At 70.9% G+C, this 26,338-nt stretch carries 26 protein-coding genes; 17 read left to right on the top strand and 9 right to left on the bottom strand.

The window, feature by feature from the left end; translation table 11 throughout:
* Positions 1-444: 444 nt before the first annotated feature.
* Positions 445-1,146, top strand: coding sequence for a DUF5994 family protein (locus ACIG5E_RS04675; RefSeq protein WP_396531441.1), 702 nt, complete (start codon positions 445-447; stop codon positions 1,144-1,146).
* Positions 1,147-1,291: 145 nt separating this feature from the next.
* On the opposite strand, the gene ACIG5E_RS04670 is transcribed toward ACIG5E_RS04675, so the two are convergent.
* The 3 genes from ACIG5E_RS04670 to ACIG5E_RS04660 form a co-directional block, all read right to left on the bottom strand.
* Positions 1,292-1,537, bottom strand: coding sequence for a hypothetical protein (locus ACIG5E_RS04670; RefSeq protein WP_396531440.1), 246 nt, complete (start codon positions 1,535-1,537; stop codon positions 1,292-1,294).
* Positions 1,538-1,593: 56 nt separating this feature from the next.
* Complete coding sequence (locus ACIG5E_RS04665) at positions 1,594-2,085, bottom strand: DUF5994 family protein (RefSeq protein WP_396531439.1); 492 nt, start codon at positions 2,083-2,085, stop codon at positions 1,594-1,596.
* A gap of 139 nt (positions 2,086-2,224) precedes the next feature.
* Positions 2,225-3,421 carry a PP2C family protein-serine/threonine phosphatase gene (locus ACIG5E_RS04660; protein WP_396531437.1) on the bottom strand — a complete coding sequence of 399 codons (1,197 nt, stop codon included), beginning with the start codon at positions 3,419-3,421 and terminating at the stop codon, positions 2,225-2,227.
* 451 nt (positions 3,422-3,872) lie between these two features.
* Here ACIG5E_RS04660 and ACIG5E_RS04655 point away from each other — a divergent pair, with 451 nt between their 5' ends.
* Entirely contained in the window at positions 3,873-4,013 is a 141-nt protein-coding gene (locus ACIG5E_RS04655) for a hypothetical protein (RefSeq protein ID WP_396531436.1), read from the top strand.
* 179 nt (positions 4,014-4,192) lie between these two features.
* Here the strand turns inward: ACIG5E_RS04655 and ACIG5E_RS04650 are convergent, their stop codons facing one another.
* Complete coding sequence (locus ACIG5E_RS04650) at positions 4,193-6,919, bottom strand: SpoIIE family protein phosphatase (protein ID WP_396531435.1); 2,727 nt, start codon at positions 6,917-6,919, stop codon at positions 4,193-4,195.
* Positions 6,920-7,650: 731 nt separating this feature from the next.
* The gene (locus tag ACIG5E_RS04645) at positions 7,651-8,007 is read right to left on the bottom strand and encodes a winged helix-turn-helix transcriptional regulator (protein ID WP_396531434.1); all 357 of its coding nucleotides are present in this window, start codon (positions 8,005-8,007) and stop codon (positions 7,651-7,653) included.
* Between the two features lie 136 nt (positions 8,008-8,143).
* On the opposite strand from ACIG5E_RS04645, the gene ACIG5E_RS04640 reads away from it, so the two are divergent.
* The 5 genes from ACIG5E_RS04640 (at position 8,144) to ACIG5E_RS04620 (ending at position 12,704) form a co-directional block, all read left to right on the top strand.
* On the top strand, positions 8,144-8,464 hold the full coding sequence (locus ACIG5E_RS04640) for a hypothetical protein (protein WP_396531433.1): 321 nt from the start codon (positions 8,144-8,146) through the stop codon (positions 8,462-8,464).
* Between the two features lie 89 nt (positions 8,465-8,553).
* The gene (locus ACIG5E_RS04635) at positions 8,554-9,765 is read left to right on the top strand and encodes an acyl-CoA dehydrogenase family protein (RefSeq protein ID WP_396531432.1); all 1,212 of its coding nucleotides are present in this window, start codon (positions 8,554-8,556) and stop codon (positions 9,763-9,765) included.
* Positions 9,762-10,640, top strand: coding sequence for a hypothetical protein (locus ACIG5E_RS04630; protein WP_396531430.1), 879 nt, complete (start codon positions 9,762-9,764; stop codon positions 10,638-10,640). Before ACIG5E_RS04635 ends, ACIG5E_RS04630 begins: the two co-directional genes overlap by 4 nt.
* Positions 10,637-11,644, top strand: a complete 1,008-nt coding sequence (locus ACIG5E_RS04625) for a ThiF family adenylyltransferase (RefSeq protein WP_396531428.1) — start codon at positions 10,637-10,639, stop codon at positions 11,642-11,644. The genes ACIG5E_RS04630 and ACIG5E_RS04625 overlap by 4 nt, the downstream gene beginning before the upstream one ends.
* The gene (locus ACIG5E_RS04620) at positions 11,634-12,704 is read left to right on the top strand and encodes a TauD/TfdA family dioxygenase (protein WP_396531426.1); all 1,071 of its coding nucleotides are present in this window, start codon (positions 11,634-11,636) and stop codon (positions 12,702-12,704) included. The genes ACIG5E_RS04625 and ACIG5E_RS04620 overlap by 11 nt, the downstream gene beginning before the upstream one ends.
* 16 nt (positions 12,705-12,720) lie before the next feature.
* On the opposite strand, the gene ACIG5E_RS04615 is transcribed toward ACIG5E_RS04620, so the two are convergent.
* Positions 12,721-13,116, bottom strand: coding sequence for a MarR family winged helix-turn-helix transcriptional regulator (locus ACIG5E_RS04615; RefSeq protein WP_396531424.1), 396 nt, complete (start codon positions 13,114-13,116; stop codon positions 12,721-12,723).
* Positions 13,117-13,193: 77 nt separating this feature from the next.
* Here ACIG5E_RS04615 and ACIG5E_RS04610 point away from each other — a divergent pair, with 77 nt between their 5' ends.
* From ACIG5E_RS04610 to ACIG5E_RS04600, 3 genes are all read left to right on the top strand, one after another.
* Positions 13,194-14,675 (top strand): MFS transporter, encoded by a 1,482-nt coding sequence (locus tag ACIG5E_RS04610; RefSeq protein WP_396531423.1) that lies wholly within the window; start codon positions 13,194-13,196, stop codon positions 14,673-14,675.
* Between the two features lie 457 nt (positions 14,676-15,132).
* Positions 15,133-15,972 carry a papain-like cysteine protease family protein gene (locus ACIG5E_RS04605; RefSeq protein ID WP_396531422.1) on the top strand — a complete coding sequence of 280 codons (840 nt, stop codon included), beginning with the start codon at positions 15,133-15,135 and terminating at the stop codon, positions 15,970-15,972.
* Positions 15,973-15,986: 14 nt separating this feature from the next.
* On the top strand, positions 15,987-16,946 hold the full coding sequence (locus tag ACIG5E_RS04600) for a hypothetical protein (protein WP_396531421.1): 960 nt from the start codon (positions 15,987-15,989) through the stop codon (positions 16,944-16,946).
* A gap of 347 nt (positions 16,947-17,293) precedes the next feature.
* On the opposite strand, the gene ACIG5E_RS04595 is transcribed toward ACIG5E_RS04600, so the two are convergent.
* Complete coding sequence (locus ACIG5E_RS04595; RefSeq protein ID WP_396531420.1) at positions 17,294-18,547, bottom strand: Mu transposase domain-containing protein; 1,254 nt, start codon at positions 18,545-18,547, stop codon at positions 17,294-17,296.
* A gap of 714 nt (positions 18,548-19,261) precedes the next feature.
* On the opposite strand from ACIG5E_RS04595, the gene ACIG5E_RS04590 reads away from it, so the two are divergent.
* The 3 genes from ACIG5E_RS04590 (at position 19,262) to ACIG5E_RS04580 (ending at position 21,589) form a co-directional block, all read left to right on the top strand.
* Positions 19,262-19,948: a hypothetical protein gene (locus ACIG5E_RS04590; protein ID WP_396531419.1), complete on the top strand. Its 687-nt coding sequence runs from the start codon at positions 19,262-19,264 to the stop codon at positions 19,946-19,948.
* 205 nt (positions 19,949-20,153) lie between these two features.
* Entirely contained in the window at positions 20,154-20,555 is a 402-nt protein-coding gene (locus ACIG5E_RS04585; protein WP_396531418.1) for a DUF5994 family protein, read from the top strand.
* Between the two features lie 341 nt (positions 20,556-20,896).
* A complete protein-coding gene (locus tag ACIG5E_RS04580; RefSeq protein WP_396531417.1) occupies positions 20,897-21,589 on the top strand; it encodes a transglycosylase family protein in 693 nt (230 codons plus the stop codon).
* A gap of 64 nt (positions 21,590-21,653) precedes the next feature.
* On the opposite strand, the gene ACIG5E_RS04575 is transcribed toward ACIG5E_RS04580, so the two are convergent.
* Entirely contained in the window at positions 21,654-22,322 is a 669-nt protein-coding gene (locus tag ACIG5E_RS04575; RefSeq protein ID WP_396531416.1) for a hypothetical protein, read from the bottom strand.
* 111 nt (positions 22,323-22,433) lie between these two features.
* Here ACIG5E_RS04575 and ACIG5E_RS04570 point away from each other — a divergent pair, with 111 nt between their 5' ends.
* The 4 genes from ACIG5E_RS04570 (at position 22,434) to ACIG5E_RS04555 (ending at position 25,215) form a co-directional block, all read left to right on the top strand.
* Positions 22,434-23,060, top strand: a complete 627-nt coding sequence (locus ACIG5E_RS04570) for a TetR/AcrR family transcriptional regulator (RefSeq protein WP_396531415.1) — start codon at positions 22,434-22,436, stop codon at positions 23,058-23,060.
* A gap of 101 nt (positions 23,061-23,161) precedes the next feature.
* A complete protein-coding gene (locus ACIG5E_RS04565; protein ID WP_396531414.1) occupies positions 23,162-23,794 on the top strand; it encodes a glyoxalase in 633 nt (210 codons plus the stop codon).
* Positions 23,795-23,887: 93 nt separating this feature from the next.
* Positions 23,888-24,223, top strand: coding sequence for a hypothetical protein (locus tag ACIG5E_RS04560; RefSeq protein ID WP_396531413.1), 336 nt, complete (start codon positions 23,888-23,890; stop codon positions 24,221-24,223).
* A gap of 20 nt (positions 24,224-24,243) precedes the next feature.
* A complete protein-coding gene (locus ACIG5E_RS04555; RefSeq protein ID WP_396531412.1) occupies positions 24,244-25,215 on the top strand; it encodes a LuxR C-terminal-related transcriptional regulator in 972 nt (323 codons plus the stop codon).
* A gap of 92 nt (positions 25,216-25,307) precedes the next feature.
* Here the strand turns inward: ACIG5E_RS04555 and ACIG5E_RS04550 are convergent, their stop codons facing one another.
* The gene (locus ACIG5E_RS04550; protein ID WP_396531410.1) at positions 25,308-26,273 is read right to left on the bottom strand and encodes a molybdopterin-dependent oxidoreductase; all 966 of its coding nucleotides are present in this window, start codon (positions 26,271-26,273) and stop codon (positions 25,308-25,310) included.
* Between the last annotated feature and the right edge of the window lie 65 nt (positions 26,274-26,338).

Here is a 26,338-nt window from a genome sequence, read left to right as displayed (position 1 = left end):
CCCATCCGCATAACGCATACCAACGGCATAGCGCGCAGATGACCGTCAGTCAGCTACACAAACAGGCCAATCACCTTGAAGCGCCGAGGTCAGTAGCAGCCTTACCGAGCCGACCGAGACCGAGGTATGGTCTCGGACTTTTCCGTTCCGCCTATTGGAAGGGCCCACCAACACCGTCCGGGTGGGTAGCGCCCGGCGCGAACAGCCCCAACTGCGCCGATGGCTCCCAGATCGCCCAGTTACGCCACCAAGTCTCAACCGGCCAGGGGCTCTCGCGAACGATAGAACCAGCCGTCGCGGCCATGTCAGGTCCAGGCCGGACCAAGAGTAGCCTGGACATCACCGAAGGCACTTCGCATGCCGGCACCGGACACTGGCGTCGTCTCCGGCGAACGGCTATCCCGGACCCAGGCCAGAGCCGGGCTCGGAGACAGGTTCTTGATCATGACTGCGATCCTCGACCGTGCGACGACGCCCGTCATTCCGGAATCCCCCTTGCGGCTGTCCATGGCGCCCGACGGCGTGCGGGCCGGCCGACTGGACGGAGCCTGGTGGCCCCGGTCGCGTGACCTTCTTGTCGAACTCCCCTCCCTGACCGCCGAGCTCGACGAGCGTTGGGGCCGGGTCACCCGGATCACCGTGAACCCCGCGCAGTGGCCGCTCATCCCCCGGCGCATCCCCGTCGCGGGCCACACCGTCCGCGCCGGCTGGTTCAGCATCGAGCAGGACAAGCACATGATCATGGTCTGCTCGTACATCCCGCGCCGGCTGAACCTGCTGGTCGTCCCGCCGCGGACGAATTCAGTCGATGCGGCCCGGCTGATGACCGAGGCCGCAGATCCCGCGAACACCAGAAGCGCGAGCGAGCTGCTCGCTGCCAGGGCGGGGGCCCGTGAGGCACAGCCGGAGGCCCGTTCCGACTTCATGCCGCTGGCCGTCGCCCCCGCCGACGGAGCTCGGGAGGCCGAGCGCCGAGCAGGTCTCGCCCGGCTCCGGGCCGACTCCTGGCCGGCACCTGACCGGTCGGCCTCGGCCTGGGCCTCCGCCCGCTGGGGCGGGCCGTCGTACTTGCCCATTCGCGGTGGTACGGACCCCACCCACCGCAGCTCTGCCCGTGGCGGCCCCGAACAAGTTGAAGGAGGCTGAATTCGGCACTGGCCTTCTTCTTGACCACCACGGCGATCGCGCGGTTCCGGCAGGAAGGCCGGTCCACGCGCCGCTGACCAACCGGGTCACCGCCGCCGAGTGCGTTCCTGTGGTTCGTCCGGAGCGGATCGCCGTCAGTACTCCGTCAGTACTCGGAGCCGCTTCGCAGGTAGGTACCCGCCACCTGGAGCCACGCCCCGGCGCTGAAGCACGCCTCGATCCGGTGTGGGGTGTCCTCGAAGACCCGCAGAACGCGCAGCGCGCCGCTCGGATGCAGGTCATACTCGAAGGCGACACCGTCCGCGCCGTCCTCGTACTGCAGGTCCAACGGCCCCTTCGACGGCTCCGCCGGTGCCCGGGCCTCGGTCGAGAGTTTCACGTAAACGGACATCTCTGTGTCCCGCCTTCCTGGCTGCCCGAGGAGCCAAGCCCGCAGTGCTGGTCCTATCAGGTCGCATCCGCCGGTGGCTCGGAGCCGATGCCGGTGGCAACGAGGATCTGCTGCGCCGAGTCGGTTCCGCCGGCCTCGATCGCGCGTGCCATCGCGGCCAGCGCCGCGGCCTGGCTCGCCTGTGGGGGGACGACGAGCAGGCTGAAGTGGTCCCGGTCGCCACGGGTGATGATCACTGTGTCGTCGCTGACCGGGTACTGGTCGATATGCACCGACCGGCCGTCGACCACCAGCCGCGCCGGGACGTCGTCCCAGGCGTCCGTGTCCAGTCCGACACTCGCGATCGGGCCGAGGTGCTCGGTCAACGCATGTACCAGGCCAGGAAGTTCGGCGCCGATGTTGCGCGAGTGCGGCCACCATGCGCCGTCGAGCGCACCCTCACGCGACTGTGTGGTCTCCAGGCGCAACACGACCGTCCCCGGCTTCGCCGCCTGCCGGAAGCGGTCGGGCAGCAGCCCCGGGTGGGAAGCACCGGTCTCGTCCGACATGGCTCGCCACCTATCCGCGGACGCAGGGCCGACCCGCTGACGCCGGGCGACTCGCCGCCGTCGGCGGCGGCACCGGCCACCCCGGCATTCCCACGGTACTCCGTGCCTCTCCCGGACCGGTCCGGCTGCGGTCGGCGTCTCAGCGCCACTCGATCAGGAACAGGGTGGCGTCGTCACTCGTGCGCCCGCCCCGCTTCTCCTTCAGGGCGTGGGAGAGCGCGCGCACCACGGCCCGCACCCCGTCCTGCGAGCGTTCGACGCGGTTGACCGAGTCGATGAGCTGTTCCTCCCCGAACTGCTCGCCGCCGGCCTCGCGCTCCTCGACCAGGCCGTCGGTGAAGCACAGGACCCGGTCGCCGTGCCGCAGCGTCCGCTCGCTGATCACTGGCTCCTCACCGCCGAACCCCACCGGCAGGGTGGTTGCGCTCTCCAGCCGCTCGACGACGACGTGGTCGCGGATCAGCAACGGCGTAGGGTGCCCGGCGTTGACCCACTGCAGGTGGCCGGTCGCGGTATCCAAGCGCATCATCTGCGCGGTGACGAAGTGGTCGGGGCCGAACTGCTCGGCGATGGCCCGGTCCATGAACGCGTAGATCTCGGCCAGCCCGATGTCCGCGCGCCGGGCGTGCCGGTACGCGCCGATGGCGACGGTCGCCATGGTGGCGGCATCCAGTCCGTGGCCCATGGCGTCGATCGTGGCCACGTGCAGGAGATCGTCGTTGAGCGCGTAGTCGAAGCTGTCGCCGGCCACCTGGTAGGCGGGTTCGAGGATGCCTGCCACCGCGACCTGCGGGACGGTCATCGACAGCGGCGGCAGCAGCGACCACTGGATCTCCGCGGCGACGCTCATCGGTTCCAGGCGCCGGGCCTGGAAGATCCGATCGGTGTAGCCGGTCTTGGTGACCAGCAGGTCCGCGACCATGCCGGCGAACCGGCGAAGGAGCCGCCGGTCGTCGTCATCGACGCCATCCAGCGTGAGGGCCAGCACCCCGACCTCGTCGCCACCGTCCGGTAACGGCAGGTACACCCGCACCCCGTCGGCCAGCGGCACCTCGACGGGGACACTACGCAGAAAGGCCTCACCCGCGGGCGAGCCGTCGATCGGAACCGGCTCCCCAGCAGCCAGCCCCCAGCCGGGCAGCGGCACCAGCGCCAGCTGGCCGTAGTCCTGCAGCAGGAGGGCCGGCTCTCGACCGCGGATCCTCGTCACTGCTTCGGCGACCAACGGACCGATGAGCCGGGGCGGCAGCTCATGGGCCTGATCGAGCAGCGCGCCCAGCAGGTGTTCGCCGGATCCCTCCGCCCGGCCCAGTCGGCGCTCGCTGTCCCTGCTCACCGCCGCCTCCTCCCTGTTCCGTGCCACCGGCGCGGGCGCGATCAACCCCGACACCCCGGTGCGGTTCACCGGACCGGTCCTTCCATTACGCCCGACGGCAGCCCGTTACGCCCCCGGTTACGACCCCAGGCCGCCGCAGAGCACAGCCGACCCTGGTTGCAGTTCTGGTTGCATTCACCCCCGTCCAGCACCGTTCAGAGATCGGCCGACGGGTCACTCCACCCCAGGTCAGGACACCTGCGGCCGCTCACGGACAGCCGGACGAACATTTGGAAAGCGTGTTGGGGGCAACCCCTCACGAGTTCGAATCTCGTATCCTCCGCCTTCACGAAGGCCCGTGGTCCCAGTTTCGGTCCACGACGTCTCGAACCGCACCTGCTGGTGACCGACGGTGTCACCGAGGCGCGGGACAAGCGGGGGGGCCTTCTACGATCCACTCGCCTCAGAGCGCATGCGCAGGCAGTTCAGTGACCCAGATGCGGTAGTGGATGCCCTCACCGAAGACGTCGGCCACTGGACCGAGGGCAAACGCAACGACGACATGGCCATCCTGGTGATCACCCGGCGCCACCGCCCTCCCCGCGTCGCCTGATCAGGAAGCGAACTCCCACAGCGCCGCCTCGCCCACGCCTCCAATACGGGAGAGGTGTGCCGCGGCCGGGGGTGGTCAGCGGCTGGTCGGCGGCGCTAGGAGGGCTCACGAGGCCGACGTGATCCTCGCCCGGCTCGGCGACTGCACCAGCGTCCAGGACCACCTCCGCCACGCAGGCTCTACAGCAGCATCGCCTCGAACTGGAACTCGGGTGCGGTCAGCGGTTGCTCGGACCAGATGACCTTGCCGCGTGCCGTGTACCTGGTCCCCCACCGCTCGGCCAGCTGGGCCACCAGGAACAGGCCCCGGCCGCCCTCGTCCGTGGCGTCGGCGTAGCGCAGGTGGGGGGCGGTGCTGCTGGCGTCGGAGACCTCGCAGACCAGGCTGGTGTCGCACAGCATGCGGACGCGGATCGGCTCGGCGCCGTAGCGGAGGGCGTTGGTGATCAGCTCGCTGAGGATCAGCTCGGCGGTGAAGCTCAGTTCCTCCAGGCCCCAGGCGGTCAGCTGGTCGCCGCATGCGTTGCGGATGCGGGAGACGGCGGCGAACTCGTACGGCACGTCCCAGGTGGCCACCTGAGACGGCTCGAACAGGCGGGTGCGGGCGACGAGGAGGGCGATGTCGTCGCTCGGGCATGGCGGGACCAGCGCGTCGAACACGGCCCGGCAGGTCTCCTCCGCGGATGCGTCGGCATGGGCCTCCGCCAGGGAACGGCGCAGCGCGGCGAGTCCGGTCTCCAGGTCGCGCTCGCGGTTCGTGACCAGCCCGTCGGTGTAGAGGACCAGTGCGGTGCCGGGTGCCAACTGGAGCTCGGTGGTTTCGAAGGGCAGGCCGCCCACGCCGAGTGGCAGGCCAGCGGGCAGGTCGACGAACTCCACGCTGCCGTCGGTGTGTACCAGGGCGGGCGGGGGGTGACCCGCCCGTGCCATGGCGCAGTGTCCGGAGACCGGGTCGTAGATCGCGTACAGGCAGGTGGCGCCCGTGACGGTCCCCGTCTTGTCGTCTTCGGCGGGTTCGCCCTGGTCGAGGTGGGCGACCAGTTCGTCGAGGCGGGCGAGCAGCTCGTCCGGGGGCAGGTCGAGGGCGGCGAAGTTGAGGACGGCGGTGCGCAGTCGGCCCATGGTGGCGGCGGCGTGCAGGCCGTGGCCGACGACGTCGCCGACGACCAGTGCCACGCGGAAGCCGGGTAGCGGGATGACGTCGAACCAGTCCCCGCCGACCCTGTGCAGTGCCGGCAGGTAGCGGTAGGCCGCCTCCAGGGCGCTCTGCTCGGGCAGTCCCCGGGGCAGCAGGCTGCGCTGCAGTGTCTCGGCCATCCGGTGCTCACGGGTGTAGCGGCGGGCGTTGTCGATGCTGACCGCCGCGCGGGCGACCAGTTCCTCGGCGAAGGTGACGTCCTCCGGCCCGAACGGCTCGGACTCCCCCGCGCGCCAGAACGTGGCCGTGCCCAGGGTCAGGCCGCGCGCCTTGAGCGGCGCGGAGATCAGCGAATGGACCCCGTACGCGAGGATCCGGTCGGCGGTCTGCGGGTCGCGTGCCCGCCAGGCGTGTGCCTGACGCAGGTCGGCCACCAGCGCGGCGTGCCCGCTCCCCAGGGCGGTCTCTTCCGGTGTGCCGGGCAGCGGGTTGATCTGCGAGCCCACCGGGTAGAACGGCCAGTCCTCGCGGATGCCGCCGACCGCCACCCGGCGGATCCGCGGGCCTCCTGCGATGCCCGTGCCGGGGAGCGGCTCGTCACCGCGCAGCACCGCCTCGGCCAGCTCGACGGTGGCGAAGTCCGCGAAGCGCGACACCACCGCGTCAACCAGCTCCTGGGCGGTCCGCTCCACGTCCAGGGTGGTGCCGACCCGCAGCCCGGCGTCGTAGAGCAGCTTCAGCCGGGCCCGGGCCGCCTCGGCCTGCCCGGCCAGCGCCCGCAGCTCGGTGGTGTCCCGGATCGTCGCGACGCTACCGGGCCCGCCGCCGAACGGCGCCGTGGGGCGGTTGTTCACGGCGAGCAGCCGGTCCTCGGCCGGGTACACCTCGTCGGTGGCGGCCCGCCCGGACGCCAGCAGTTCCGCCAGCCCCGGATCGAGCCCGAGCTCGGTGACCGGCCGCCCCTCCACCTCGGGCGGCAGCTCCAGCAGCCGCCGGGCCTCGTCGTTCGCCAGCAGCACCCGCCCGTCCCCGCCGGCGATCAGCACGCCCTCACGTACCGCGTGCAGCACCGCGTCGTGGTGCTCGTACATCCGCGTCATCTCGGCCGGGCCCAGGCCGTGCGTCTGGCGGCGCAGCCGCCGCCGCACCAGCACTGCCCCGCCCGTGCCCACGGCGAGCGCGGCCGCCGCGCCGCCGAACAGGACCGGCAGCTGCCGGCTCACCGCGCCGCCCGTGTTCTCGATGTAGTACCCCACCGAGAGAAAACCGGCGACCGAACCATCCGGCCTGGTGATCGCCACGGTGGTGTCCACGTCGGGTCCCAGCGGTATGTTCTCGGTCACGGTGTACGGCCCCTTCAGGGCTGGCAGGTAGTCGCCGTAGACGTGCTTTCCGATCAGCTCGGGATGGGCGGTCTGCGCGTAGCGGGTCCCGTCGGTGCCGAAGATCACGATGTAGTCGAAGCCGCCACTCTTCTGCACGTCCACGGCCAGCGGCTGCAGCACCGCGGTCGGATCGGCGCTGTCGAGAGCAGCCGCCAACCCGGGATAGCGCGACAACGTGACGGCCGCAGCGCGCGTGCTGTGCGCCGCATCACTCGTGGCGAAGCTGTGGGCCTGCAGGATGAGCGTCGTCAGGGCCGCGCCGACCAGCAGCACCACGACGACCAGCAGCCAGAGGAACACCTGTCCGGCGACACTGCGCACCCGCAGCCGCCCCCAGGCGGACCGGTGTTCCCCCGGTCCGTCCTGTGCCTTGCTCAAGGGCATGCTCCCTGTGTGCATCCGGGCTGTCCCCCGCGCATCCGGGTCCCTCCTCCACGCTGCCACCCTGGCCGAAGATGCGCACGCGCGAGGCCCACGGCGGGCAGGACAGATCGCCGGCCAGGAACTGATGGCCCGGACCGCACCTGCGGTCCGGGCCATCGTCGTTCCGCGGTTGAGCTGTCGGTCATGCCCCCAAGGGAATCCGACACTCGGCGGCCCGGCTTCGCAGCTCACGGCCAGGCCTTACGTCAGCCGCGAGATCGGATCTCCACTCGGGTCGTGAGTCGGGGGCCGACCGAGCGGGCAGGCGTGCCACGAGCCGCGAGCCCGTAGCCATTCCCAGCAGAGCCCAATGCCACGCCGAGGCCTGCTGGGATCGACGGTGCGCTCCCACCCAGTCGCCGGTACGCCGCGCTTCCCTGGGTCCTGGGCCCGGTCGACGGCTCGGGTCTTCGCCTCGGGCACGCGGCGACCGCCCGGTCGGGGAAAACGACACGCCCCCCCGAGGGGGAAGTCCTGGCAGGCACAGCAACGCAGATGCGACAAAACCGGCGAATAGTCGGCCGACAATTACCCATTCGCACTCGGGATTGGCCCCCGGAGGTCGCGTTCGAGGCAAGCATCGGGGCGACATGCACAGCCCGCCCGTCAAATATATAAGGACACTGCAAAAAACAGATTCGGCTCTAGCGACAGGAGCCCACCCCAACCCGATCCGGGCAGCACCGGCCCGATCATCCCGCAGCAGCGAATTCCAACTCGGCGTACGCCTGGCGAGCCTTCTCGATGTACTGCCCGTGCCGCTCAGACCAGGCGACGATGCCCTGGACGATCTGCAGCAGGCTCTCCCCCGTGGGCGTGAGCTCGTAGATTACGGCCGGCGGCCTGCTGCCCACGACCCGGCGCTCGATGAACCCGTCCCGCTCAAGACGCATCAGGGTCTCGGACAGTACCTTGCCCGAAACGCCCTCCATGTCGGATTTGAGATCACAGAACCTTCTTGCGCCTGCGGCAATTCGCTGGCAGGCGAGCATCGTCCACCGCTCGCCAATGCGGTCCATCACCAGTCGCGCAAAGCATTCGTCGATCATTCGGTTCCCCCCAGGACCGTCTGTTACTTGAAGGTAACCATAACCCCCCGAGGTGCTGTCGTCACGGTGAAGTGGATCACGGTTGTGACCTATAACTGGGGCCGTCCACGAACACCACTTTCCCAGGGGGTTCCTTATGCCGATTTCATCCGAGACGACCGTCGTGGCCCTCAGCGCGGCTGCCCAAGCAGCTCCCGCGTGGCAGACCGCAGGTGCCACCGTCCGCTTCGTGCTCGCCGAACCCGAAGCCGAGGTGACGCTCGACCCGCAGGGTCAGGTGACCGACGCCGCTCCGACCCACGTGCTGCGGATCAACTGGTCCGATCTGCTGGACATCACCGCCGGCCGCCGCAGCTTCCTGCGCTCGGTCACCGGCCGCCGACTTTCCTCTCACGGGCCGGTGATGCAGACCTTCGCCTTCGGCCAGGCCCTGGAGACCTTCGGCCTCGGCCGCTGACCGCCTCGGCCGCTGACCGCCTCGGCCGTCGAGCGTCCGGAACGCCGCGCCGTCGCCCAGAAGAACACCACCCAGACAAGGAGCACCCCATGCCTGTCACGCACACCCCCGCCGACCACCCGCTGCTCTCCGCCCACGAGGCTGACGTCCTGCGCACCGTGGTGGCCTTCGCCAAGGATCAGGTGGCGCCCGGCGCCGCCGAGCGCGACGCCATCGAGAAGGGCCAGGTGGACTGGGAGACCGTCCGTGCCGGCCACGAGTTGGGCCTGCTGCGGATGGCGATCCCGCGGGAGATGGGCGGCCTCGGGCTGAGCCAGATCGCCATCGCGCTCACCCTGGAGGAGCTGGCCGCCGCCGACCCCGGCATGGCCCTGATCTTCGGTGCGACCAATCTGTTCCAGACGCCGATCCTGATCTCCGGCGACACCCGTCTGCAGGAGCGCTACCTGCCGAAATTCCTCGGCGCCGACCCGGTTCTGGCGTGCAACGCCGTGGCCGAGGAGCGCAACGGCACCGACCTCGTGCTCCCGCAGAACGCTCCGTACGCCCAGGAGATGACCAGCGCGAAGCGCTCCGGCGGCGAGTTCCTCCTGAACGGCACCAAGCGGTACATCACCAACGCCCCCGTGGCCACCTACGCGACGGTCATGGCGAACCTCGAAGGCGAGCCCGGCTCGACCGGCATGACCTGCTTCGTCACGGACCTCGAACAGGACGGTGTCGCCCGCGGCGAGATCCACGACAAGGTCGGCTACCGGACCGCGCCGGCGGGCGAGCTGGTCTTCACCGACGCCCGGGTGCCCGAGGAGAACGTCCTCGGCGACGAGCGCGGCGGGTGGGACCTCAACGTGGCGATCGGCAACGTGACCCGGGTGACCTGTGCATCGGTGTCCACCGGCATCGCCCGGCACGCCCTGGAGCGGGCCGTCGCGTGGAGCGGGAGCCGTCGGCAGGGCGGGCGGATGCTGTTCGAGCACCAGATGTCCGCGCGCAAGCTGGCCGACATGGCCGCGCGGGTCTCCGCCTCACGGGCGCTCTACCTGGACGCCGTGGTCAAGGCCGACAACATCCTGCCGACCCCGGCCTACGAGCCGGCCGTCGCCAAGCTGGTCGCCGACCGCGCCGCCATCGACAACGCCGACGCCGCGATGGCCCTGATCGGCGCCCAGGCCTTCCAGCGCGGCGACGGCATGGACCGGGTCCTCCGGGACGCCTACGGGCCGCGGATCTACGAGGGCTCGCCCGAGGCGCTCGCCCTGGTGATCACCGGTGAGCTGTTCGACGTGCCGGAGATCCGATGACAACGGCCCTCACCGACAGCCACCGCGCGCGGCTTCTGCGCGAGGGCACCGAGGTCGAATTGCCCGGCCTGGAGGACGTGCTGACGGGAGATCCGCTCTTCCGCGCGGAGAGCCCCGAGGGGCTGCTGGTCCTGACCGTGGCCGGCGCGCAGCTGCCGGCCCGGATGCTGGAGCAGGTCTACCGGTTCCGCCTGGTGCAGTACCTCCGGCGCGGGTGGGTCGACGAGGCCGCGGTCGCCGCGCTGGCGCTGCACACCGAGCCTTACGACGACTTCGCGCTGCGGGATTTCCACACCCTGGTCGTCGAGCGGTCCACCGGTCTGCTGCGCGGCTACGGCACCCTGGCCGCCGCCCGCGACCACACCCCCACCCCACTGGGCGATCCCGGCCACCGACCGTACGTGATCGAGCGCGACTACGGCCTCTCGCTGGCCGACCACCTCGGCCCGGAGACCTCCTCGGCCGTGGTGTGGGAGGGCAAGCGGCTGGTCCGCGACTTCGCGATGCCGCGCTCGCAGGCCGCGGTCACCGTCCCCTGGTGGGTCTACCTCGCCTGGGCGGCGGGCTGCCTCGAAGTCCTGGACAGCGACCCGAACGCGGCCATCGTGGGCGACGGCAAGCTGGAGGGCGCCGTCAACCAGCTGCGGCTGCTGGGCTTCGCCACCCGCACGCTGCTGGACACCACCCCCGTCCCGCCGGACCCTGCCGACCTGTTCGCCCCGATGTGGGACCAGGAGGAACGCTCGTATCCGTTCGTCCTCACGGACGAGGGTGCGCTGAGGCCCACGCTCGAGTACCTGAGGGAGCTGCTCGGCTCCGGCCACCAGGGCTCGGTACGCACCCGACTCGTCGACTTCCTGGAGGCCAGAGCATGACCGCGATGATCGATGTGGACGACCCGGCGCAGGCCCGCGAGCTGGACGAGGCACAGTTCTACGCCTGCCTGACCCAGCGCAACCAGGGCCTGATCCCGGACGAACTGCAGGACCGGATCGGTCGCGCCCGCCTGCTGATCGCCGGCTGCGGTTCGATCGGCGGAGCCACCGTGCAGCCGCTCGGCCGCATGGGCTACCGGCACTTCGTACTGGCCGACGTCGGCCAGTACGAGCTCAACAACCTGAACCGGCAGAACGCCACCGTGGACGACCTCGGCCTGAACAAGGCCTCGGTCGGCGCCCGCCTACTGCGCGGGATAAACCCGCACGTCAACGCCGAGGTGGTCCCCGACGGCATCACCGAGGCCAACGTCCGGACCCTGGTGGAACAGGCGGACGTCATCGTGGACGGCGTGGATGTCACCACCCCCTCGGGCCTGGCGGCCAAGATCAGCCTGCACCGGGAGGCCTGCCGACAGCGCAAGCCACTGGTGACAGCCTGGGACATGGCGGGGATGCTCGCCGCCCAGTGCTTCGACTACCGGGTGGTCCGGGAGATCTTCGACGGCCAGCTGCTCCCGGGCGACGAGCGGCGCCTGGACACCTGGGAGGTCATCTTCCGGATCGCGCCGCGGGGACACATCCCCGGCGAGATGTACCGCGAACTGCGCCGCGGACTGGCCAGGGCCGACTACAGCGTTCCCCAACTCGCGGAAGCAGCGACGCAGTTCGGCGCACTGTCAGTACACATGGTCAACGTCCTGGTCTCCGGGCGGACGCTGCCCCGCACCGTCGCGGTCGACGTGCACCGCGTCGCGATGACGCCGGGGCGCCGGGTTCTCGACCATGTCCAGCGATACGTGGAGGGGGCGCGCTTTCTCGCCTTCCTGCCGCGGGAGCAGGCCTGGAACGGCTTCGCCCCCGCGCCGGTCTACCGGGCCCGCCGCCAATGGGCCCTGCGTGTCGTCGGCACGCCGATCGAGAGGACAGCACATGAGCGTTGAGTTCACCTACACCGACATCCGCACCGACGGCATCGCGCTGACCGCCGAGGAGTCGGAACAGATCGCGCGCGCCGCACTCACGGTCGCCCTGGACTTCCGAGGCCACTCGCTGCACGACGCCGGCCTGCTGCACGCGGTCGAGCTGGCTGCGGCCGCCCTGCCGGCCCCGGTACGCAGAGCCCTGATCGCCTTCCGCGACCGGAGCAACGCCTCCGGATGCCTGCTGCTCACCGGTCTGCCGGTCGGCGAGCTGCCCGCCACTCCGACTCGGGCGGAGGACGAGCCGGTCTGGTCGGAGGTGCCGGTGGCGACCATCAGCCAGCTGATGGTCATGTCGGTGCTGGGCCGCTCGATCTCCTACAGCGACGAGAAGAACGGCCGCCTGGTCCAGGACGTGTGCCCCAAGCGCGGCGCCGAACACCGCCAGGAGAACAGCGGATCCGTCCTGCTGGAGCTGCACACCGAGGACGGTTTCCACCCCAACCCTCCGCACTTCCTCAGCCTGATCTGCCTGCGGGCGGACCACGACGAGGTGGCGGCCACGGTCAGTGGAGGCATTGGCGACGCCCTGCCGCTGCTGGACGCGGACACGGTGGAGGTGCTGCGGCAGCCGGAGTTCAGGATCCGGTTCAGCTCCTCCTTCGTGCCGGACGCCTCGGCCGGCGTGCTGACGCCGGCCATGCCGATCCTCACCGGCAGCGCCGAACATCCGGACCTCACGGTGGACTTCAACGCCACCACCGCGACCACCCCGCGCGCCCAGGCCGCGCTGGACCTGTTGGAGAGGGCCATCCGTCACTCGCTCAAGGGGCTGGTGCTGCGGCCGGGCGAGCTGATCATCCTGGACAACCGCCGCGCGGTGCACGGGCGCACCGACTTCACGCCGCGCTACGACGGCCGGGACCGCTGGCTCCGGCGATCCTTCGTGGTGACCGACCTGCGGCCGGTCAACGGGTTCCTCGGCCAGGGCCGGAGCCACGTGCCGGTGACGCCGGAGCACGACCGGCCGGCGGCGCGGCCGCTCGCCGACCGCGTTCTGGCGGGCGTGGCCGGCGCCTGACGCCGCCCGGCGCAGCTCAGGTCAGCCAGACGCGCGCCTCCGGGCGCTCGTCGGTGAGCTGCTTCAGATGCCCGTCGACGGTCGCGGCGGCCCGCTGGAAGACCTCCCGCCCTTCGGCGGTGAGGCGGATCTGGGAGCCGCGACCGTCGCCCGGGGAGGGCTTGCGGTCCACGTACCCCGCCTCGACCATCTGCGTCACCAGGCGCGAGACCTGGGGCTGACTGCGTGAGGTGCGGGAGGCGACCTCTCCCGGGCGGATCCATTCCTGCTCCGCCCAGAGCACCTCCATGATCTCGTAGGCGCTCACGCAGAGATCGAACTCGTCGGACAGCGTGCGCTCGATCCGCTGGTTCATCAGCGCGCAGACACGCACCAGGGACAGCCAGCGGTCGGCAAGAGGAGTGTTCGCCACGCTCCGCAGTCTAGATCCGCATCCGCTGGCATGTCGATTCATGCGCATGTATCTTGTCTCCCGGAAAGGAGCGAACGATGACTGAGGCAATCTCACTCGTGGATGCCAAGCAGGAGAATGACCGAGAGCCCGGCCAGGGGTCGGGGCAGCAACCCCCGAAGGCCTCCTGGCTACCGATGGCCGCCGTCGGCGTGGCCCAGCTGATGGTGATGCTGGACTCGACGGTCGTGAACGTGGCGCTGCCCTCGATCGGGAGCGACCTCCCGGCCGACCAGACCGCCCTCCAGTGGACGATCAGCGCCTACGTCCTGATGTACGGCAGTCTCCTGCTGTTCGGCGGCCGGGTCGCCGACGTCATCGGACGCCGTCGGTCCTTCCTGTCCGGCCTGGGCCTGTTCGCCGTCGCGTCCATCCTGTGCGGGGCCGCGGGCAACCAGGAACTTCTGATCGCCGGCCGCGTGCTCCAAGGCCTGGGCGCGGCGGTGCTGTCCGCCGCCGCACTGTCGATCGTGGTGACGGTCTACCAGAACGAGGAACAGCGCAAGGCCGCCCTCGCCACCTGGAGCGGCCTCGGCGTGATCGGCGCCATCCTCGGCGCCGTCCTCGGCGGGCTGATCGTGTCGGCCGCCAGCTGGCGCTGGGCCTTCCTGATCAACATCCCGATCACCCTCGCCTCCGGAATCATCGGCCTGCGCAGCCTCGCGCCGATGCGCTCCGACGTCCGCCGCCCGCTGCGGCTCCCCACCGCCTTCCTCGCCACCCTCGGCCTCGCCTGCCTGTCCTTCGGTCTGATCCGGCTGCACGACGGCATGACCTCCCCGACCGCCTGGATCAGCATGGGCCTGTCCGTGGTCCTGCTCGCCATCGTCGCCGTCACCGAGCTGGGCAAGTCCGACCCGCTGCTCCCGCTGCACCTGCTGCGCATCCCGACCTACTGGCTCAGCAGCCTGGGCCTGCTGCTCGCCGCGATCGTGATGATGGGCAGCTCCTACCTGGCCAGCAACTACTTCCAGGGCGCGCACGACATGAGCGCCTTCGCCACCGGCCTGTCGATGCTCCCGATGGGCCTGGCCGCGCTGGTCTTCGCCACGGTCGTGCCCAACCTCATCGCCAAGGTCGGGCCGGGCGGGACGTACCTGATCGGTGCGCTCACCCAGATCGCCGGTGCCGCCGTTTTGGTGACCGGACCATCCAGCACCGTGGTCGCGATCCTCGCGCTGACCGTCATCGGGGCCGGCCTGCCCACCTGCTTCGTCCCGCTGTACGGGATCGGCACCGCACACGTCCGCCCGGAGGAGTCGGGCGTCGGCTCGGGCCTGCTGAACACCTTCAACGAGAGCGGTGCCGCCCTCGGCATCGCGGTGATCGGCACCGTCCTGGCCGCCTCGGTGGACGGCGAGCTGAAGTCCGGCACGGCCGCCCCGGAGGCGATGACCACCGGCGTCGGCAACGGCTTCATCGCCGTCGGGATCTGCGCCGCGCTCGCCGCCTGCATCGCCGTGGGCCTGCACCGACTGACCCGCGCCGCGCAAGCCGGAGCCCAGACCACGGAGTCCTGACGACTCCCCTCCCCGGGCCACCCCCGGCCCCCGGAACGCTCGACCGAACCCCCGTCGGTCGAGCGTTCCGCGTAGTCCGTCCAACCCGAGGGCGCCGGAGCCCTCCGCCCTCCGGCCGAGCCCCTCCCGCGATGGCTCGGCCGGGCCCACATAAGCCGTTCTTCGGACTCCCGAATCCCCCCTTCTGAAACCGTCATCGTCAGTAACATTGCACTCACTCTGTGAAATTTCACAGTCTGAAATATGCCCGCAGCAGATAACAATGAGATAACAGTGGACTAGACCACTGGATTCACTGATCGGCAAGTAGCCTTCAGATACTGCCTGTTGATGCTCGATGCTCGCCGTCTATGCGCGTAGCCGCCAAGCGGCCCGGACTTCTCCGTTCCGGTTTTGATGTGGCTCTGCCAGACTCCCCCGCATTCGGTTTCACCTAACGGGGAGTGAGATCTGACGAATGAGCAGACACCGCAGGAAATCGCGTCGGGCCGCCGTGACGGCGATCGCCACCGTGCTGGCCGCCGCGGCCGCGCTGGGCATCGGTGCCGTGGCCCAGGCGGGCCTGGTCAAGGGAACCGTCATCGGGGGACAGGGGAACTTCAGCACCGTCAACGAGCGTGTGCTGCCCTCACTCTCGGCCCGGGCCTCCGGCCAGGCCGCGCCGGGCGACCGCATCCCGATGATCTGTCGCACAACGGGGGACACCGTCGAGAACGACAACCGCTGGATCTGGTCCGGCGCCTACTACATCGCCGACGCCTTCATCAGCGAGGACACCGGGAACCTGCCGCTCTGCAGCTCCACCCGGCCCACCAGCTGGACGGCGCTCGACATCACCATGCAGAAGCAGGTCCAGGACGAGTGGTGCTGGGACGCCTCCGGCCTGACGGTCGCCACGTACTGGGGTTACAACCAGTACAACCAGTACGACTTCTGCCGCCTCGCCCAGCAGGGCCGCTGGCTGGACTGCAACGACCGGCCCGCCACGCTCGACGACATGGCCAACGGCCTGTCCGCCATGGGCTTCCGCAACAGCGGCTACGACCTGAGCCGCAACGCCTCGTTCAGCGAGGTCACCAACGAGATAGCCAACGGGCGGCCGTTCGCGGTGCGCATCGGCTGGACCGCGGGCGGCGGGCACATGAACGTCATCTACGGCTACGACAGCACCAGCAACATGATCGCGGTGGGCGATCCGTGGCCCAGCACGCAGACGTACACCTGGTGGAACTTCAACACCTACGTCAGCAACGGCTCGTTCCAGTGGACCCACTCGCGGGTCGGCATCCACGCGTGAGGAGACAACCAACCATGAGGACACTGAAGGCGGTTGCCCTCACCGCCGCCGCACTCGTGAGCGTCGGCGCCGCCACCACGACAGCCCGGGCCGACGGCGGGGACGATGTCCCCGACTACGGCGCCGCCCAGCAGGTGCTGCGCTCCGGACAGACGCACGACACCGTCTCCCGCTTCCTCGGCGCCGCGAGGACGGCGACCACGCCCGTGGCCGGGACCGGTGCCGACGGCGGCGGTGCGGGCGGTCGGCCGAACACGCCGAACGCGGTGGCCGCGCCACCGTCGTTCCAGCTCAAGGACCCGGTTCCGATGTACGAGCTGTCGGTGGACTTCGTGGCGGGCAAGGCCCAGCCGACACCGCAGAACGCGCTCAGGCTGTCCTACCTCGCCTCGCGGGTGAGCGCGGCCGACGGTCACCAGGCCGCCGTACTGCTCGCTCCGCCGGACAAGAGCGGCGGCTGGCGGCTGGCGGGCATCCGGGACGGTGACAACGAGCTCAAGCTCGCCGAACGCACCACCGCCGACGCCCACACCTTCACCGAGCCGCAGATCCACGCCTGGTACCGGCTCACCGCGAGCGGCGACGTCGAGCCGCTCAACAGCGAGGCCACCACGGGCCTCGGCGGCAAGCAGAGCCTCCCGCTGGGGGCCTACCAGAAGCTGGTGACGGGCCGGTACGCGGACAAGCTCCCCGGATCCGGTTACGACCGGAACGGGCTCGCCGGAGGGTTCGGGCTGTTCGACGGCACGGGGTCAGCAGCCGGGTCAGCGCCCGGAACGCCCCCCGGAACGCCGCCCCAGGCCCTGCCCGAAGCACGATCAGGGACGCAGGGTCCGACGATCTCGTCGGCCTCTGCCGTCCAGCCGTCCCCGACATCGTGGGAGCTGCCGGCGGCCGGCGCCGCCGTGCTGGCCGGTGCCGCGGGACTCTGCCTCCTCCTGCGCCGTCGTGGCCGCGGCGCACCGACGGGCTGACACCCGAACGGCGAACACACGAGGCACCGGGCGACGGACGACACACCCCGGCGCGCCCGGTGCCTCGTGCTCCCCGACCGGCTCCGGTGAAACCACCGACCCACGCCCGGTGCGCGGCCTCGCCGGACGGTGCACATGCCCGGGGGGGTGTTAGACATGTGCACCGTCGTCCCGCGATCGGCAGGTACCTGGATCAACGAACCCCTGTCAGCCAGGACACGCCCACGAGCCCGCCAGTTCAACGGATCGCCGACTCGGGCGAGCCGTCGGTGAGTTCCGGCGAGGTCAGTCGGTTGGGGCGGGGTCTGCGGCCGGTGGCCGGCACCAGGCGGAACGGCGATCTGCGGTCAATGGGCAGCCACCGACTCCGGGCCGGCGTCCGCTGCCCCTACGCGTCCGCCGCCGAGCGCGCGCAGCGCCTGTGCTTCGGCCAAGGCCTGCCGCGAGAGTGGCTTGCGTCCCCGGCCGTCCCGGCAGGGGGGAACCTGGGGCCGCGTCAGGCGTGCGGGGCGTTCCAGGTTGCTCGTTTCGGCGCCGTCTGCCATGGTCCGGAGCGACCCGGGCGGCGCGAGCCGGTGGCGGGCGATGACCGCGCCCGTCGGGGTTGCGATCGACAGGTACGGCTCGTCCAGCCGGTGGCACACCGTCACCGAGGCGCCGACGAGGTCGGGCTGGACCGCATAGAAGCTGTCGCGGTACGGCACCAGCCCCTGCGGGCCGACGACTCGGTGAGCGCACAGGCGCGCGGGGAACGGGATGACGGGCAGGGCCGGCAGCCGATGGTCGTTCGGGGCGTCCTGGACCGCTGCGAGCCGATCGAGCTCGTCCTGGGCACCGGCCAGCCAGAGGTCACGCGCGACGCCGTACCACCAGTCGCGCAGCACCGCGCCCCGGGCCTCGGCCAGCGGGTCGACACGGTCGTCCGGACCGAGTTGGAGTGCCGCGCCGTAGTACCGGGCCACCTTCGCCAAGGCCGGCTTCGGCTGGCCGGTCGCCACGGTGCACGCAACCGGCGTCCGGCCGAGTCTCCAGCATCCGGGCGTGCCACCGAACCGGCGCAGTACCTGGTCGATCGCCTCCACCAGGTGCGGGAGGTCGTCGCCGTCGCTCAGCACGCCGCGCCACCGCCCCGAGATGCCGAGGGTGCCGATCAGCAGCTGCGCCGGGGTGTCACACCCCCACCGCACCGACGGGGCAGGCAGCCGGAGCCAGTCGAACCGGATCTCCTGACCGCCTCCCGGCGCGTCCGTCGGCCCGCCCGGGTACGCACCGGGCGGGCAGTGCGCACAGGGCGGACGCAGCAGGTGCCGACGTAGCGCCCGGGTGAAGGTGGAGTAGGCACCGGGGTAGCCGAGCTCGACCATCTCGGCGAACAGCCGGGCCGCCAGGAGGTGCGGATCATCGGCCAGCCGTTGCCGGCAGTAGGGCAGGAAGCGCAGGAAGACGTCCGGCGCCGCACTGCGCACGCCCGCGACCCGGCCGCCGCCGAGATAGGACCGCACCGTTTTGCGGTCGCGTCCCAGATGCCGAGCGATCGCCGAGATCGACCAGCCTTGGAGATGCAGCTCCCGCATCTCCAGATATTCCTTTCCGGCGATCATTCCAGTCCAGTCCCCTTGTAGAAACCGACTCACAATCATGTCGGGCGCATGTGGATGGCGGATCATCCCGACGAGCCAAAGACCTTACAGGAGCAACCGGAAAATGCGAAGCGGGCAGGATGTCTACACCAATGATGCGTTGAGAATTTCGAGGAGGATGTGACCTCCGCGCGCGCCACCCCGTCGCGCCACCCGGGGAGAATCACCAAGCAGAGGAGGGCAGTTATGAACATATGACGACCGCCTGACGGGTGGGGAATTTTCGGGAGCACTATACGAAATCTTTAATCCAGCCGCCCGGTAGACCGGCCGGGGAATTCCAGGTAGCATGCCGGAAATGAGGTATTAAAGGACGCCCGAATTGCCGACATTCGATGCGCGATCCCTGTCGTTGATCGGGGCATGGGCCTAATTCGTCAATGGCAAAATTTGCCCCCGACAGACCGGGATCCCGTGTGCAGCGTCGGATCCTGGCTGTTTGTTCCCGATCGTCGAAATGCCGCGGGAGACGTGCAATGCGGCTACCTGTTGCGCAACGGAGAGCGTGTCGTCCTGACTCACTGCTCCCGGCTGCTGGCCGACTTCCTGCGTACGATCCGCCACCTCCAGGAGAGCCACGCCCAGCGCGCCGGTTCCCTGGCCTCGACCGAATGCTGACCCGCACTCGGCGACAGGTGTGCAGGGCGGCGGATGGCACGGAGTTGGGAGTTGGCAATGTACGACCCGATGGACGAGACCTCCCTCTGGCGCGGAGCCGGGGCCGGCTTCCTCGGCATCCCGACCGCCGAGGGAAGCTGGGACGACGGGCAGTCCGGGCCGATCCACGCCTGGGGGTCGCTGGACGACCTCAACCTGCTCGACCTCAACCTGCTCGACACCGTGCCGCACCAGGCGACGAGGGAGCCCGAGCGTGCCATCCGGCACCGCCGCGAACACCCGGTGACATCCTGGCCGTCAGTCTTCCGCAAGCTGTTCGGGGTACTGACGGCCGTGACGGTAACCGCCGTCTGCGTGCTGGACTGGCTGCTCTGCTACAGCCCGCTGTGCGACCTCGCCGGGTCCCGGGTGCCCCATGGAATGAACCACCTGTGGCCGGTGATCATCTACGGCCCGTGGCTGGTGGGCAGCCTCTCGACGCTGCGCAGCACGCTGGAATCACGCAGGCTGGTGCACGCCTGGGTCGTGGTGGTCGTGTTCTCCGGCATCGCCACGGGGCTGTGTTCCTTCGAGGTGTACCGGACGTCTCTCGATCCGCTCGACATCATCGTCGCGGGCCTGCCGCCGATCACCTCGGCCGTTTGCCTGCACCAGCTGGTGCGTCAGCTCGCAGCGGCCTCTCGTCCCAGCCGGCCATCGCCACGGCACACCGACCACCGGGTGTCGCGGCGGCGAAGGCGCTGAGCCGGGCCGAAGGTCCGGACATGTCGGGCCGCCCGGCGGAGACCGCGGCGGAGTAGCGTGGGAGGCAGACAACCGAGGACATTCCGCACACCGGCATCAGCGTCGGCGTCGCCCTGGGTCATGATTGGTCCCTCGTGGACCGGACGGGCGGCTTCGCATGATGCCGATTCCTTTCCCCACCTCTTCCTCTCCTGGGCCGTGGTCGGTGCCCAGCACCCCGCTGCTGCCTCGCCTGGTGCTGGAGCCGACCATGTCGCGGGAGGGAGTCTTCGACGGGGCCTGGTGGCCCCGCTCGAACCGCGTCCTCGCCGAACTTCCGGACCTGATCACCGCGCTCGGCGCCCACTTCGGGCGCATCGTCCGGGTCGGCCTCGACACTTCGGCCTGGGACGGTGTGCCCCGGTCCGTCGCGGCGAACGGCCTGACGGTCAGGATCAACTGGTTCACCGGCAGCGACGCGACGATCAGCGTCACCCGGGGCTTCCAGGACCACTTCCTGCTGCTGGTGGTACCGCCCGGCACCAAGTCGGCGACGGCCGCCTCGGCGATGGCCGGCGCCTCGGCGACCGGAAACCACACCCCGGCAGCGGAACTCCTGCTCGGCTGAGCGGTCCGGCACCGCCGCGTGCCGGACCACCCGTCCGAGGTTCTCAAGCGTGTTGGGGGCAACCCCTCACGACTTTGAATCTCGCATCCTCCGCCTTCACGAAGGCCCCGACCGGTTCGCCGGTCGGGGCCTTCGTCGTTCCGTGGCCGCCGATTCGACAGCTCCGCGGCTCCCCGGCGGCAATCGCCTGAAGGATGGCGGCGTCCAGAGCGTTCGAGTGGTGTCAGACCGCCGACGGAACGAGCTTGCGGTGTCGCTGGTCACCGTCCGTGCTCGCGTGACGCATGAGTGGAGAAGGCGTTTCAACGCCTGGTCCCTTGTCTCCGAGGTGCGGAGTGTTCATGTCGCCGCTGTCCGTGGTCCGTCGCCTGCTCGTCGTTCTGCTGCTTCCCCTGCTCTCTCTCGCCACCGTTCTCGGCGGTGCCAAGGAGTCGTCCGCCGTCGCGCCGCCCGCAGGGGTCCTCGCCGAGGGAGCGGACTGGGATTTCCTGGCCCGCTGCGAGAGCGGAGGGCGCTGGCACGCCGACACCGGGAACGGCTACTACGGCGGATTGCAGTTCGACGCCGCGACCTGGCGTGCCAACGGCGGCCTCGCCTACGCTCCCCGCCCGGACGCGGCGACCCGCGAACAGCAGATCGCCGTGGCCGAGCACCTCGCCGCGAGCCGCGGCCTCGCTCCGTGGCCGGCCTGCGGAGCCCGTGCCGGCCACAGCGGCGACCGCTCGAACAGCTACACCGGCGCCCACGCTCGTGATCACCGCCCCGCGCAACCGCGGCCGCACGCTCCCGCCCCGCCCACCCCGCGTACCGAGCGCACCGTCCCGGCGGACACACCCGCAGCCACCGACGGGGGCGCGAACGCGGACGGCGCCGGCGTGGACAGCTGGACCGTACGCCCCGGCGACACTCTCGGGGACATCGCCCAGGAAGTCGGCTCCCCCGATGGCTGGGCGACCCTCTACGCACTCAACCGCCACACCATCGGCGACGACCCGGACCTGATCCTGCCCGGCCAGGTCCTCACCCTGCGCTGACTGAAGCGAACGGCCGGCCCTGTGTTCGCGGCCATCACGGCCGTGTTCCCCGGCGGGGCCGGGGTCAGGCGGCTTGCCCGACCGCAGGGCGGACCAGTCGGCGGCGCACTGCCCACACCGCCGCCGCGAGGGCGAAACCGTAGACGGAGACCAGTCCGTGGCCATTGTCCTGGGCGAGCCACATCGCCAGGCCGACCACCGGAACGCCGGCCGCCAGGGCGATCTCCTTGGGGAGGCGGGTGCGGGCGAGGAAGGCGAGGGCGAGGGTGGCGCCGAGGAAGTAGGTGGCGCCGGAGCTGCCGGCGAAGTTGCGCGGGTCGGTGCTGGGGCCGTCGCCGAGGCCGAGCAGGGTGTCGATCCGGCCGGGCAGCACGATGCCGGCGAGGAAGAAGGCGAGGGTCAGCGTGCCACCCCAGTACCACTGGGCGAGCGCGGCGACGGCGGCGAGGGTGACGAGGTTCCACAAGCCGCCGAAGAGGCCGCCGTTCTGCATGAACACCGAAGTGAACTCGCGCCACCAGCCGGACTTGGCCGGGTCCGCGTCCAGCGCGTCCATGGCGCCGGACCACACCAACTGGAGCAGCACGCCGCCGACGGCGAGCGCGGTCAGGGCGATCGCCGCCCACGGGAGCGGCCGCCCGCGCAGGGTGTCGCGGCCGACCACGCCGAGCCCGCAGTTGACCATCATGACCATCAGCGCGGCCGTGGTCACGTTGAAGACGATTGCCCCCATTTGCCCGCCCCTCCCCCGGTTTCGACGCTTTCCAACGCCGTTCGAAAACCTGATGGGGAAAAGCTAGCACAGTTTTCGAACGGTGTTTGAAAGACGTTGTACGGTTGCCGCATGAAGCTCACCAAGGACCGCATCGTCGACGCGGGCATGGCCGTCTTCGCCGAGGTCGGCTACCAGAACCTGTCCATGCGCCAGGTCGCCGACCGCCTCGACGCCCACGCCGGCAGCCTCTACTACCACGTACGCGGCAAGGACGAGCTGCTCGCCCTGATGGCCGACCGGATCAGCCGCCGCGCGTACGACGCGGGCACCGAAGCCCTCGCCGCCCTCCCTCCCACCGCCGACTGGCAGGACCGCCTCCTCACCCAGGCCACCACCCTGCGCCAGGAGATCAAGCAGCACCCCGGCGGCGCCCAACTCCTCGCCGAGAGCCCCGGCATGCTGAGCACCGGCAGCCTCTCCCTGATGGAACGCCTGCTGCGCACCCTCCTCGACGCCGGCCTGCCCGCCCGGCACTGCGGCATCGCCGCCGACGCCCTGCTCAGCCACATCACCGGCTTCGTCCTCCAGGAGCAGAACCAGCCGACCGCCCCGCCGACCGTCACCGCCGAGCTCTACGCCGAGCTGTGCGAGCAGTTCCCGCTGGTCATGGGCGACTTGATCCCCCGCATCAGCCAGGACGAGAAGTTCGAGCGAAGCATCCGCCTGCTCTGCACCGGGTTCGCGGCACTGTCCTAGCCGATCCCGCCCCGCCGGCCGGTGATCCCTTCGGACTCCGCTCGGAGACCGGTCAGGATTCGAGAAGCCCCGGTCCGGGGGCGGCCCCTAGCGTGGTGGCCATGGCAACCACCACCGCATCCGCCGTCTCCCTCGCGTCCGTCACCCTTGAGGTGGCCGACCCCGCGGCCGCCCAGCGCTTCCACACCGCGTTCGGGGTGGACGAGTACGTCAACCTGCGGGCCTCCGAGGCACGGTCCGCCGGGTTCCGCGGCTTCACCCTGGCGCTCACGGTGGCCGGGCCGGCCACCGTCGACGGTTTCCTCGGCGCCGCCGTGGACGCCGGCGCCGTGGTGCTGAAGCCCGCCGCGAAGTCGCTGTGGGGGTACGGCGGTGTCGTCCAGGCGCCGGACGGGACGGTCTGGAAGGTGGCGACCTCGGCGAAGAAGGACAGCGGCCCGGCCACCCGCGAGATCGACGAGATCGTCCTGCTGCTGGGCGTCGAGGACGTCAAGGTCAGCAAGCGGTTCTACGTCGACCGGGGTCTGACCGTGGCGAAGAGCTTCGGCGGCAAGTACGCCGAGTTCGCCCCGGGCGGGTCCAGCCCCGTCAAGCTGGCGCTCTACAAGCGCCGCGGTCTGGCCAAGGACCTCGGCGTCGCCGCCGAGGGCACGGGCTCGCACCGCGTCGTCCTCGGCGGTACGTCCGGGTCCTTCACCGACCCGGACGGGTTCGCCTGGGAGACCGTCGCGTAGCCCGTCCCCGCAGCGTCCGCACTGGGACCGGCCGAAGGCCCGGGCCGCCGTTGAGCGGTCCTGAAGCAGGAGGACCGGGGCGAGCCCCCGGCCATGGGGTACCGGGAGCTGCTGGGCCGCCCCGGCATCCGCCCCTGGCTGCTGGTCACCCTGGCGGCGAAGCTGCCGGTCGCCATGGCGCCGCTCGCCCTGGTGTTCCTGGTGCGCGAGACCTCCGGCGGGTACACCCTGGGCGCCGTGCTCGGCGGGGCGTACGTGGTCGGCGAGGTCGTCGGCGCGCCGCTGCTCGGCGCACGGCTGCACGGCGCCCAGGCCATGCCGTCACCGGTCTGGCGCGCCTACCTGCACCTGGTGCTGGCCGACGGCTCCTCGACGTCGGCGCGTACGGCGAAGCCGAGTCCACCGTCCGGGCCGCCGTCGCCGACCTGATCGGCCTGGGCGGCGGCGGGATGGACTCGATCGTCGCCCTCCACCGGGCCCGGCTGCTCAGCCACCGGGGCCAGCTCGCCGAAGCCCGCGACGAGGCCCAGCAGGCGCTGGCCACCGCGATGTGCCGGGGCACCCTGCTGTACGTGCCGCCGGTGCTGGCCACGCTCGGCCAACTCGCCCTGCGGTTCGGCGACCGCGACGGCGCCGAGGCCTTCGTCCGCCGCTACCGCCAGACCCTCGCCGACGGCGCCGGCTGCATGCCCTCGCCCGTCTACGACTGGGTCGAGCTGCAGGTCACCGCGGCCCGGCACGGAGCGCATGCCGCGCTGACGCAGATGGACCTGCAGTACCCCTCCCCGGCCCAGCGGGCCGCGCTCTTCACCCGCCAACCGGGCGCCGCCGCCTGGTTCGTCCGCACCGCCCTGGAAGCCGGGGACCCGCACTGGGCCGCGATCGCCGCCCGCGAGGCCGAGCGGCTCGCCGAGGACAACCCCGGCATCCCCACCCTCGCCGCCTCCGCCGTCCACGCCGCCGGTCTGCTGCACGGCGACCCGGACGGCCTGGTCCGCGCGGCCACCGAACACGGCCACCACTGGGCCCGGACCACCGCGGCCGAGGACCTGGCGGCCCTGCTCGACACCCGCTCCCGCCGGCGCACCGCCGAGGCCGTCGCCGAGGCCCCGCCCCGGCCCCGGCTGTCCGCCCCACCGGCCGCCCCCGACCCGGCGGCCCGCGCGGCCCGCGCGGCACGCACGGCCGAGGAGAACGCCGACGCCCTGAGCGACGTCGAACGCACCGTCGCCCACCTGGTCAGCCAGGGCCTCACCAACCAGCAGGTCGCCTCCCGCATCCACCGCTCCCCCCACACCGTCAACTACCACCTGCGCAACATCTTCCGAAAGGTCGGCCTCAGCTCCCGCGTCGAACTGGCCCGCCACGCCCACCTCTGGACCACCGACCGCCCGGGCATCGCCGACCTCGGCATCTTCTGACCGGCACCGGATCCGGAACGCCGGCCACTTCGCGAGCTTCCGCCGCCCCGACCAGTTCCTCGACCTGATGCTCACCAAGGCCGGCCCGGCGATCACCGCCCAGTCGGTCGCCCGCTGACCTCCGCGGTCACCCGTATCTCGTGGACGGCGTTGCGGTCCCCGGTGAGCGGCTGGACCCGCCCGGCGGAGTCGGTGGCCCGGCAGCGGATGCGGTGCGGGCCGGGGGCGAGGTCGTGCCGGAGCCGGAACCGCTGCCAGCCGAGGCCCGGGCCGCGCCGGTCCAGCTCGGCGGGCAGCCAGTCGGCGTCGTCCACGGCGATCTCGACGGCCGTCACCTCGGTGGAACTCCAGGCGTAGCCCGCCAGTTCGCAGGCCCCGGCCGGGACGGACCGCTCGTCCCGCGGGGTGAGCAGCTTGCTGCTGACGTCCTTCTCGCGGACCGGCCGCGACTCGCTCTCCCCCGGCAGGACGCGGGTGTACAGCCGGGTGGTGAAGAGGTGCTCGGGGCGCTCGGCGGCCAGCACGATCCGGGTCAGCCACTTGACCGAGTTGGTGCTGAACATCCGCGGCGCCACCGCCCGCACCGGATGGCCGTGGTCGGGGCGCAGCGGTTCGCCGTTCATGGTGTGCGCGAGGACGACCTCGGCGCGCGCCTCCTCCAGGGGCAGGTCCTTGAGGTAGCTCACGTCGCTCTCCCCCGCGAAGTCGCCGCGGTCGGCGCCCTCCAGCCAGACGTGCCGGGCCTCCGGACGCGGGCCGGCCAGCGCCAGCACCTCGGCGAGCGGGACGCCGGCCCACTCCAGGTTGGTGACGGCGCGGGTCGGCTCGGTGGGGCGCAGCGGATTGCCGAAGCACTCGTGGACGGCGGTGAACCCGGTCTGCGGCAGGCCTTGGAGATCCCGGAAGCCCAGCCGCAGCGGCCGCTCCACCAGGCCCTCGACGGTGAGCGTCCAGTCGGCGGAGTCAAGCTGCGGGTGCCGGCCGAGGTGGTTGCGGATGAAGACCTCATCGACCGGCGTGAGGAAGACGTCGGGCGTCTCCGGATCGGTCCTGAACATGCGTCACACCCCCGTGCGAAGAACACTGCTGCCGTGATCGACGGTACAAGGAGCGACTGACAACG

Source organism: Kitasatospora sp. NPDC053057 (assembly GCF_044546945.1).
Taxonomy (GTDB): domain Bacteria; phylum Actinomycetota; class Actinomycetes; order Streptomycetales; family Streptomycetaceae; genus Kitasatospora.
The sequence above is the reverse complement of the archived record's forward strand: the minus strand, read 5'-3'. Positions and strand labels throughout refer to the sequence as shown.

What these genes read in the sequence shown, in the direction of transcription:
- ACIG5E_RS04675 (WP_396531441.1), top strand. Translation starts at nt 445, where the DNA reads ATGACTGCGATCCTCGACCGTGCGACGACGCCCGTCATTCCGGAATCC.
- ACIG5E_RS04670 (WP_396531440.1), bottom strand. Translation starts at nt 1,537, where the DNA reads ATGTCCGTTTACGTGAAACTCTCGACCGAGGCCCGGGCACCGGCGGAG.
- ACIG5E_RS04665 (WP_396531439.1), bottom strand. Translation starts at nt 2,085, where the DNA reads ATGTCGGACGAGACCGGTGCTTCCCACCCGGGGCTGCTGCCCGACCGC.
- ACIG5E_RS04655 (WP_396531436.1), top strand. Translation starts at nt 3,873, where the DNA reads ATGCGCAGGCAGTTCAGTGACCCAGATGCGGTAGTGGATGCCCTCACC.
- ACIG5E_RS04650 (WP_396531435.1), bottom strand. Translation starts at nt 6,919, where the DNA reads ATGCCCTTGAGCAAGGCACAGGACGGACCGGGGGAACACCGGTCCGCC.
- ACIG5E_RS04645 (WP_396531434.1), bottom strand. Translation starts at nt 8,007, where the DNA reads ATGATCGACGAATGCTTTGCGCGACTGGTGATGGACCGCATTGGCGAG.
- ACIG5E_RS04640 (WP_396531433.1), top strand. Translation starts at nt 8,144, where the DNA reads ATGCCGATTTCATCCGAGACGACCGTCGTGGCCCTCAGCGCGGCTGCC.
- ACIG5E_RS04635 (WP_396531432.1), top strand. Translation starts at nt 8,554, where the DNA reads ATGCCTGTCACGCACACCCCCGCCGACCACCCGCTGCTCTCCGCCCAC.
- ACIG5E_RS04630 (WP_396531430.1), top strand. Translation starts at nt 9,762, where the DNA reads ATGACAACGGCCCTCACCGACAGCCACCGCGCGCGGCTTCTGCGCGAG.
- ACIG5E_RS04625 (WP_396531428.1), top strand. Translation starts at nt 10,637, where the DNA reads ATGACCGCGATGATCGATGTGGACGACCCGGCGCAGGCCCGCGAGCTG.
- ACIG5E_RS04620 (WP_396531426.1), top strand. Translation starts at nt 11,634, where the DNA reads ATGAGCGTTGAGTTCACCTACACCGACATCCGCACCGACGGCATCGCG.
- ACIG5E_RS04610 (WP_396531423.1), top strand. Translation starts at nt 13,194, where the DNA reads ATGACTGAGGCAATCTCACTCGTGGATGCCAAGCAGGAGAATGACCGA.
- ACIG5E_RS04605 (WP_396531422.1), top strand. Translation starts at nt 15,133, where the DNA reads ATGAGCAGACACCGCAGGAAATCGCGTCGGGCCGCCGTGACGGCGATC.
- ACIG5E_RS04600 (WP_396531421.1), top strand. Translation starts at nt 15,987, where the DNA reads ATGAGGACACTGAAGGCGGTTGCCCTCACCGCCGCCGCACTCGTGAGC.
- ACIG5E_RS04595 (WP_396531420.1), bottom strand. Translation starts at nt 18,547, where the DNA reads ATGATCGCCGGAAAGGAATATCTGGAGATGCGGGAGCTGCATCTCCAA.
- ACIG5E_RS04590 (WP_396531419.1), top strand. Translation starts at nt 19,262, where the DNA reads ATGTACGACCCGATGGACGAGACCTCCCTCTGGCGCGGAGCCGGGGCC.
- ACIG5E_RS04580 (WP_396531417.1), top strand. Translation starts at nt 20,897, where the DNA reads ATGTCGCCGCTGTCCGTGGTCCGTCGCCTGCTCGTCGTTCTGCTGCTT.
- ACIG5E_RS04575 (WP_396531416.1), bottom strand. Translation starts at nt 22,322, where the DNA reads ATGGGGGCAATCGTCTTCAACGTGACCACGGCCGCGCTGATGGTCATG.
- ACIG5E_RS04570 (WP_396531415.1), top strand. Translation starts at nt 22,434, where the DNA reads ATGAAGCTCACCAAGGACCGCATCGTCGACGCGGGCATGGCCGTCTTC.
- ACIG5E_RS04565 (WP_396531414.1), top strand. Translation starts at nt 23,162, where the DNA reads ATGGCAACCACCACCGCATCCGCCGTCTCCCTCGCGTCCGTCACCCTT.
- ACIG5E_RS04560 (WP_396531413.1), top strand. Translation starts at nt 23,888, where the DNA reads ATGGGGTACCGGGAGCTGCTGGGCCGCCCCGGCATCCGCCCCTGGCTG.
- ACIG5E_RS04555 (WP_396531412.1), top strand. Translation starts at nt 24,244, where the DNA reads ATGGACTCGATCGTCGCCCTCCACCGGGCCCGGCTGCTCAGCCACCGG.
- ACIG5E_RS04550 (WP_396531410.1), bottom strand. Translation starts at nt 26,273, where the DNA reads ATGTTCAGGACCGATCCGGAGACGCCCGACGTCTTCCTCACGCCGGTC.